We start from the raw sequence: 7409 nt of genomic DNA, 5'->3' as shown, positions 1-7409 counted from the left end.
ACCAACAATAATTCCTCCCTCCTTTAGTTGAGCTAACCCATCGTAATTTGAGTTTTAAGCAAAACGCCTCCAGTCCGTAAACAACCTATCCGTTTCCAACCAGCATAGAACGTTTCTTTATCTAACAGACTTTCAAGTTGACTAACCTCTCATCAAATTGATTCTTATTTTGAAGAAAAGACCGTTTCATTCTGACTGTAATTTCAATGTGGAAAAATAAGTCTTATTTTTCAATGTTATACGGTGATTTTGAAACGATCGGAAACTTGGCTTCTCTTTTGCTTCTTTGTATTAAGCAGCTCGCTTTATCGGCACCAACATAATAAACAAAGATGCGAATAGTTTGTTTCAGAGTTAACTGAGACGCTTCTTTAACTTGCCGTTCAGAGTTCACACACTTTTCAAGGAAATCGCTCATGCGAAGAAGAAGTCGAGGTTTACTATGAAATACAAGCAAGTTATTTATCTTATGACGGCCGTTGCCAGTGCCCCTGTCTATGCAACGACGGTAGATTTGGACTTTTCAAATCATGTAGAGGCGACGAACGGCAGCAGTTCGTGGGCTGGGCCAACCTATGATGGATCTTCGATGCACTTCCTCAACGTTGGTACACATGATGGAAAAACAATAGATGCCAAAGTGTCTAGTAGTGTGTTCGGTGATGCGACATTTTTGTTTCATGCTCCTAACTACAAAGTTGGTGCAACACAACCCTCAGGAGATATTGGTTTTCTCTATCAAACTAACTCTGCGGGCTCTGCAGGTCTAACTTATACGTTTGAATTTTATGATGGTACGGATGGCCTCTCAGGTACGTTCTCAGTGCCTTATACACTTCCCGAATTTGACATGATTGGCTATGACATTGATGGCGAACCCGTGCAGTCGGAGCAAGTAAGAGTGTTTAAAAGTGAAGGTTTCTACAGTTATCAACTTGGTAGTGCTAGCGCGAGTTTGACGGCGGAAGAGAGTGCCGATGGAACGTCGGTTCTATTCACCGGGCCAGGTACGAACTATTCGGAAACCGACACTTCCGGTGCTGTAAAATTCACCTACAAGAATACCTCGATTGTAACTCTACAATTTGAAACGGTTACGAGCAGTAGCAGTAGTTTCCCCAACCCGATTTTCTCGGCATTTGACGGTAACTGGGACTTATCTGGGTTTACTACGCCAATAGAAAGTTCAGATGAATCTGATTTTGGTGACGCTCCTGATAGTTATGGAACGTTGCAGGCGAGTAACGGTGCTGAGCATGCGATATCTTCCACACTGTACTTAGGTGCTAGTGTTGATGCCGATACAGATGGCCAACCTGGTGCATCATCCAACGGCGATGATTTGGATGTTGGCGGAAATGATGAGGACGGAATTACATTGTTGACGAACCTTGAAGTTGGCTTAGACAGTTTAATTAATGTCAACGTTGTGGGGAGTGGTTATCTGCAAGCTTGGGCTGACTGGGATATGAATGGATCTTTTGAGGATGACGAGCAGTTACTAAAAAATCATTCTGTTGTAGATGGAAGCCAAGTCGTCCCTATTCGAGTGGGTGATGATGCTGTCGTTGGGAGCGTACAAACTCGATTCCGTTTAGCGAGTAGCCCTAACATTCCGAGTGACGGTTATGTTGGTGATGGTGAAGTTGAGGACTACGTGTTTAACGTTACGGATCCTGGCACAACGGTTCAACATTCGAATTACTATACAGCGGCCTTCGAAGATAATTGGCCAGAAGTTGGTGACTTCGACTTAAATGACGTTGTGGTTTACTACCGCACCACCATTTTAAGTAAAGAGGACGCAGTGCTTCGAATGGATATTACGGGAACCATAATGGCCTACGGTGCTTCTTATGGTAATGGACTGGGATGGAAGCTTGATGGCTTCGATGAGTCAGATGTCGATCTTCAAACGGCTCGAGTGCAAAAGAATGGCGCGACTCGGGTAAATATTTCGCCGTTTACGGGTGAAGACAAAAGTGTTGCATCGCCAGGAGGAGACCTCGTTGTTGTCGCGTCGTTGAACCTAAAAAATGATCTGCCGATTAACGGTGAGTGTATGTTCCACCGCACTAACCCTTCTTGTAGTCCGACTTTAGAAGCTGACCAAATGACGTTCAGTATTTCTCTGCCGTTTGCTTCTGGAAACGAGCCCACAGCGAGTTCACTGATGCCATTAAGTGGCTTCGACCCATTCATCTTTGGTGCGGGAGCGGGTTATTACCATGGTGACAGTTTCTCTACATCGCCAGGGAAAGACTTAGAAATCCATACTGCGGACTTCCCACCAACGTCGCGTGGCACGTTAGTGAGTGATTTCTATGGTATTGCACAAGATGATTCAGACCCGTCTAGTGATAAATATTACCGAACGACACAAAACATGCCTTGGGGTATCTTAATTTCATCACCTTGGAATCATCCATCAGAATACATTGATGTTAGTGAGGTGTACCCCGAATTTGCTGAGTGGGCTACATCAGGCGGTGCTTCAAAACCAACGTGGTACCAAAACCCTAACGCCAACAAAACTTGGTCAACGGAAGATTAATCAGGAGGATTTATGAAAACAATCAAACTAATTTTGAGTGGTGTAGGCTTTGTATTCCTTTCAGCTTGTGGCGGCGGAGGTGGAGGTGATAGTACCGCTTCATCTCCAAGTGCTGTCGCTCCTCCGAGCAATACTACGGCTCCGGTCCCCGTCACTCCTCCGAGTAATTCGACCGTTGGTAGCAATAACGTTGTGGCACCTGCTCCAGTAGTGGTACCGCAGTCTATTAAATCATCTGAGTTATCTATACCGGAAGGTTTTGATTTTTCTACGGAGAGAGAAGTGTCTGTAAACGTTGACGTAGCAAGCTCGCAAAGTTCTCGAGGTTTTATGAGTATTTATACAGAGTTCAATGGTGATGTTGTCGATTACACCTCACAAGTGCTGAGGAGCCCAATCAATCAAGATATTGATTTCTCTACAACTCTCCTTTTACCCAATCATGTTGATAAAGTATGGGTTGAAGTCTGGTATCCGTCGGCAATGGGAAGTGAAGTGAAACTCCTTGTAAATATTGAGGACGATAATGTAGACGTGATTCTTTAATCTTTATCTTCTACCAAACAACGTTACCGCTATTTAGGCGGTAACGTTGTTTTAGGCGCTTTTGTTGTGAATTTTTCTAACATCGAGACCTGAGATAACCTGTATAAAATGAATGGAGTGATATTATCAATCCGGTGTTTTAGGTGTATCTTTACTTAAGTGACGCTCGTTTCTAGCTTTACGAAATCACCAAAACTCGGTGAGCCTGCCCTAAACAAAGAAGACTATGAATAAAAGACAGTTTGTTGCCCACTATTTGCGCATGAATCGCCCCTCGTACTTACTGGCGATTGTGTTCATTTTTCTCGTTAACTGGTTACAGGTAGAGATCCCTCGTTATATCCAACTTGCCATCGATCTTATTGAGGATGCTTCAACAACGGGCCATCAGCAGCTTCAAACCTATGTTTGGATCGTGGTCGGCATGTCGGTTGCCATGGTGGTGGTGAGAATTCTGTCTCGTATCTATGCGCTTAATCCGGGGCGAATTACAGAAGCCGCACTAAAGAGTACACTTCTACAAAAGCTGAATCGCTTACCGAGCAGCTTTCATGAACGTTTTGCATCTGGTCGGCTAATTTCAATCATGAATAATGACCTTAGCGGCATCCGACTGATGTTTGGTGTGGGGTTTCTTCAGTTCTTCAATGCGTTACTCGCGTTATCGCTGACACCTCTTTATATGTGGCGTATATCGCCAGAACTCACACTGTATTCGATTATTCCTATCTCAATCGCTTTTGTGATTTTTCGGGTGGGCTTCAAGCGTATGAAAACGCTGCATTTAGAGCACATGAAACGTCTGCAAAACCTGTCTGCTCAGCTAATGAGTTACCTGTCTGGGATTGATTTGATTAAGAGCCAGCAGATGTCACCTTGGGTGAAAGCTGAAACTGAAAAGCTGAATCAGTTATTACTTGAATGCCGCCTTATAATTACACGTATTCAAGTCTTCTTTATGCCAGTACTCGACTACGCCAATGACCTGATGAAAATCATCATTCTTGGGCTCGGTGGCTACATGTTAATGAGACAAGAGCTAACCCTCGGTGAGATTACTGCCTTTCTGACTTACTCGGTTTTGCTCGCTATGCCATTGATGCAGCTTGGCAGAATCGCGACCATTTATCAGCGTGGCATGGTGGGTATTCAAAGTGTACAAACCATTCTTAATGCCAAAGTTCCAGACCTTGATGAAGATAAGCTCACTGAGTTAGATGTTGAATCTCTGAAGGGAAAAACGTTTTCTATTCGCAACCTCAGCTTCAGCTATTCAGGTGAAGAGCGTCTGATTCTCGATGACATCAGCTTTGACATTCCAGCAGGTAAGAAAGTGGGTGTGCTAGGCGGAATCGGAGCGGGTAAAACGACATTAGTGAATTGCTTGAACCATCACTTGGATGTACCAGAAGGTTCGGTTTTTCTTGGCGAAAGAGATGTCACTAGCTTCTCGCGCAGTGATTTGCGCCGTTACGTGAAAACCGTGACGCAAGACCCTTATCTGTTTTCTGCAACCGTCGAAGACAATATCCGCTTCGGTAGCTTAGATACTGACTTGGCAAAGAGTCAGGTTGATGAGGTTTTAGAACTGAGTCAGTTAGCCAATGACGTTACACGTTTTGAGCATGGCGACCAAACCTTAGTCGGTGAGAAAGGGATCATGTTGTCGGGTGGTCAGAAACAGCGCTTGAGCATTGCGCGATCTTTATTGCAACCCACCGACCTGATCATCATGGACAACGTTCTATCGGCTGTCGACTATGAAACAGAACGTAAGATTTTAGAGGGCTTGTTTAAGCGCTTGGAAAATCAATCGGTACTTGTGGTTTCACACCGTGTTAATGCCCTTGAATATATGGATGAAATTATCGTGTTGAACGAAGGTAAGGTGATTGCGAAGGGCGACCACGCGACGTTATTGAAAACGTGCGATTACTATTACGATACATGGCAGTTACAGCAGAATGAAACGGAGGCAGCAGCATGTTAAAAGGTGTTGATCTCAAGTACCTCAAGCACTTTTTTAAGTTTGCTAAGAAATACAAAGGCTCTGCGATTCTGGGCATCGCTATGCTTCCTCTTTCTGTCATCACGAGCTTGTTGTTCCCTTGGCTGATCATTCAAGTGATCGATGTTCACCTGAGTCATGGGGATATGGATGGTCTGCTCGAATACGTCTTCTATCTCGTTGCCGTGCTGGTGGCGAGCTATGTGGTGGATACCACCTATTCGTACAACCTGCGTAAAACCGGGCAATACACGATAACTGACATGCGCTCAGTGTTGTTTGCTCGTGTGCTCAAACTACCACGCAGCTATTTTGATAACACACCGATTGGCGTCACGCTTTCACGACTAACCAGCGACTTGGAAACCATCGGCGAGACGTTTGTTCAATCGGTTGTTGGTCTAGTGAAGGACAGTATCAATACCATTGCTCTGTTGGTAATGATGTTCTTCATTGATTGGCAATTAACGATGATTGTTTTGATCATTATGCCGCCTGTGATGTATTTGACGGTGTACGTGAGAAACCGACTTCGTGAACTGTACAAGGTGACTCGTTCTTCGCTCGCTCGTGGTATTGGCTTTTTACAAGAAGTCTTATTTGGTATGAAAACCGTTCAGATGTACCGAGCGGAAGATCAAGTAGAACAGCGTTACCAAGGCTATACCGATGAGTTTTTAAGAGCGCAGAAAAAGATAAATAAATACGATGCGATTTTGTTCTCGTTTATCTCTGGCATCACCTCTATCACCATCGCAATTATGATCTGGTATGGCTCTGAGCAAGTGATAGAAGGGGCACTCACGTTGGGTGTGCTAATTGCGTTCATCAACACCTTAGAGAAAGTGTTTGTGCCGATCCGTGACTTTACTTCGCAGATTGCTTCGATTCAGAGTTCATTTGCAGCGTTTGACCATATTGAAGAGCTGTTTGTTGAGCCGACTGAAGAAGAAGGGCGCAACCTGTTGCTATCGAGCAAGGTTGAAAAACAGCTCGAACAGTTTGTGAGCCTAGAGTTTAAGAACGTGAGCTTCCGTTACAAAGACGACTCTCCTTATGTTCTAAATAATGTATCGTTTTTATTGGAGAAAGGGCATCAAATCGCGCTTGTAGGTTCGACGGGGTCAGGTAAGTCGACGGTTCTGCGTCTAATCTCTAAAACCTACCAAGACTATGAAGGCAGCATTTTGTTGAATGGATTAGAGCTGTCTCAGATCTCAAGCGAAGACTCTGCTCATTTGTTCTCAATGATGATGCAAGACGTGCACTTATTTGAAGAGACCATCCAATTCAATATCGCGCTGGGTAAAACGCATCTATCTAGAACTGAGGTTGAACAGGCTGCGCGCTATGTTTATGCCGATAAGTTTATTGAACAATTGCCACAAGGTTATGACTTCCACTTGGAAAAGAACGGATCCAACTTGTCTGTAGGGCAAACGCAGCTTATCTCGTTCGCTAGAGCGGTTGCACAAGGTGGACAACTGATGATGCTTGATGAGGCGACCAGTTCGGTAGATTCAATCACCGAAGACCTAATTCAAAAAGCAATGCAGCGCCTTTTCAAGGAAAAAACCGTGATTGCGATTGCACACCGTTTGAGTACCGTTCGTCACTCAGATACGATTTTGGTGTTGGAAAAGGGTGAAATTGTTGAACAAGGTAACCATCGACAGCTGATAGCACACAATGGAATTTATGCAGGATTGTTGGAAGAGTCCGTGGTTGGAGGAATCGATTGTAGAAAGAGTCGATTGTAGAAGTGAGTGACTATCGAGCTATAAATAACTATTAACTAATACGAATAAGCCAAACTTGTCGACTTCCTAGCTTGTATGACTATTACAAGATACAGTTAGCCTAAAGATGAAACATATAAGGAATGTATAATGCTTCGAATCTTATTGATTGCAGTTATCTCGGTGTTCAGCACGATGAGTTTTGCAAGCGAAGAGGTTGAGTACTCAGAATTGGACTATTTAGATCGACCGTTGATGGAACGCTATATCTTGGATGAATTGAAGCAGCTAAGAATGGACCAACAAGATCTTGAAAGACGTTTGACTATTCAGATGACCGACCGTGAGCTCGCTGTGGCGGACAAATCGCTGAATTACGCCAACGTGACTGTAACCTATTTTTTCTACATTATTGCGGGTGTCGCTTCACTTATCGCATTAGTTGGGTGGCAATCGCTTAAAGAACTCAAGCACACAACCAAAGAGATGGCTGACCAGCGATTGAATTCTATCGCTCAAGAGTACGAGAAGAAGTTTAACGTTCTTGAAAGGGATCTAAAGC

The 7409-nt window shown here is 44.0% G+C and carries 4 protein-coding genes and 1 pseudogene; all 5 read left to right on the top strand.

The window, feature by feature from the left end:
• Window positions 1-442: 442 nt before the first annotated feature.
• A complete protein-coding gene (locus AB4653_RS11590) occupies window positions 443-2554 on the top strand; it encodes an LruC domain-containing protein (protein WP_102257514.1) in 2112 nt (703 codons plus the stop codon).
• Between the two features lie 12 nt (window positions 2555-2566).
• Complete coding sequence (locus AB4653_RS11585) at window positions 2567-3100, top strand: hypothetical protein (RefSeq protein WP_009845611.1); 534 nt, start codon at window positions 2567-2569, stop codon at window positions 3098-3100.
• Window positions 3101-3326: 226 nt separating this feature from the next.
• On the top strand, window positions 3327-5090 hold the full coding sequence (locus tag AB4653_RS11580; protein WP_102257513.1) for an ABC transporter ATP-binding protein: 1764 nt from the start codon (window positions 3327-3329) through the stop codon (window positions 5088-5090).
• Complete coding sequence (locus AB4653_RS11575; protein WP_009845609.1) at window positions 5084-6868, top strand: ABC transporter ATP-binding protein; 1785 nt, start codon at window positions 5084-5086, stop codon at window positions 6866-6868. Before AB4653_RS11580 ends, AB4653_RS11575 begins: the two co-directional genes overlap by 7 nt.
• Before the next feature lie 129 nt (window positions 6869-6997).
• Window positions 6998-7409: pseudogene (locus tag AB4653_RS11570) on the top strand (hypothetical protein); the annotation flags it as partial.

Origin of the sequence: Vibrio sp. 10N.222.48.A3, from assembly GCF_041475345.1 — a bacterium.
Taxonomy (GTDB): Bacteria; Pseudomonadota; Gammaproteobacteria; order Enterobacterales; family Vibrionaceae; genus Vibrio; species Vibrio tasmaniensis_A.
This window is presented reverse-complemented; position numbering and strand designations above follow the sequence as displayed.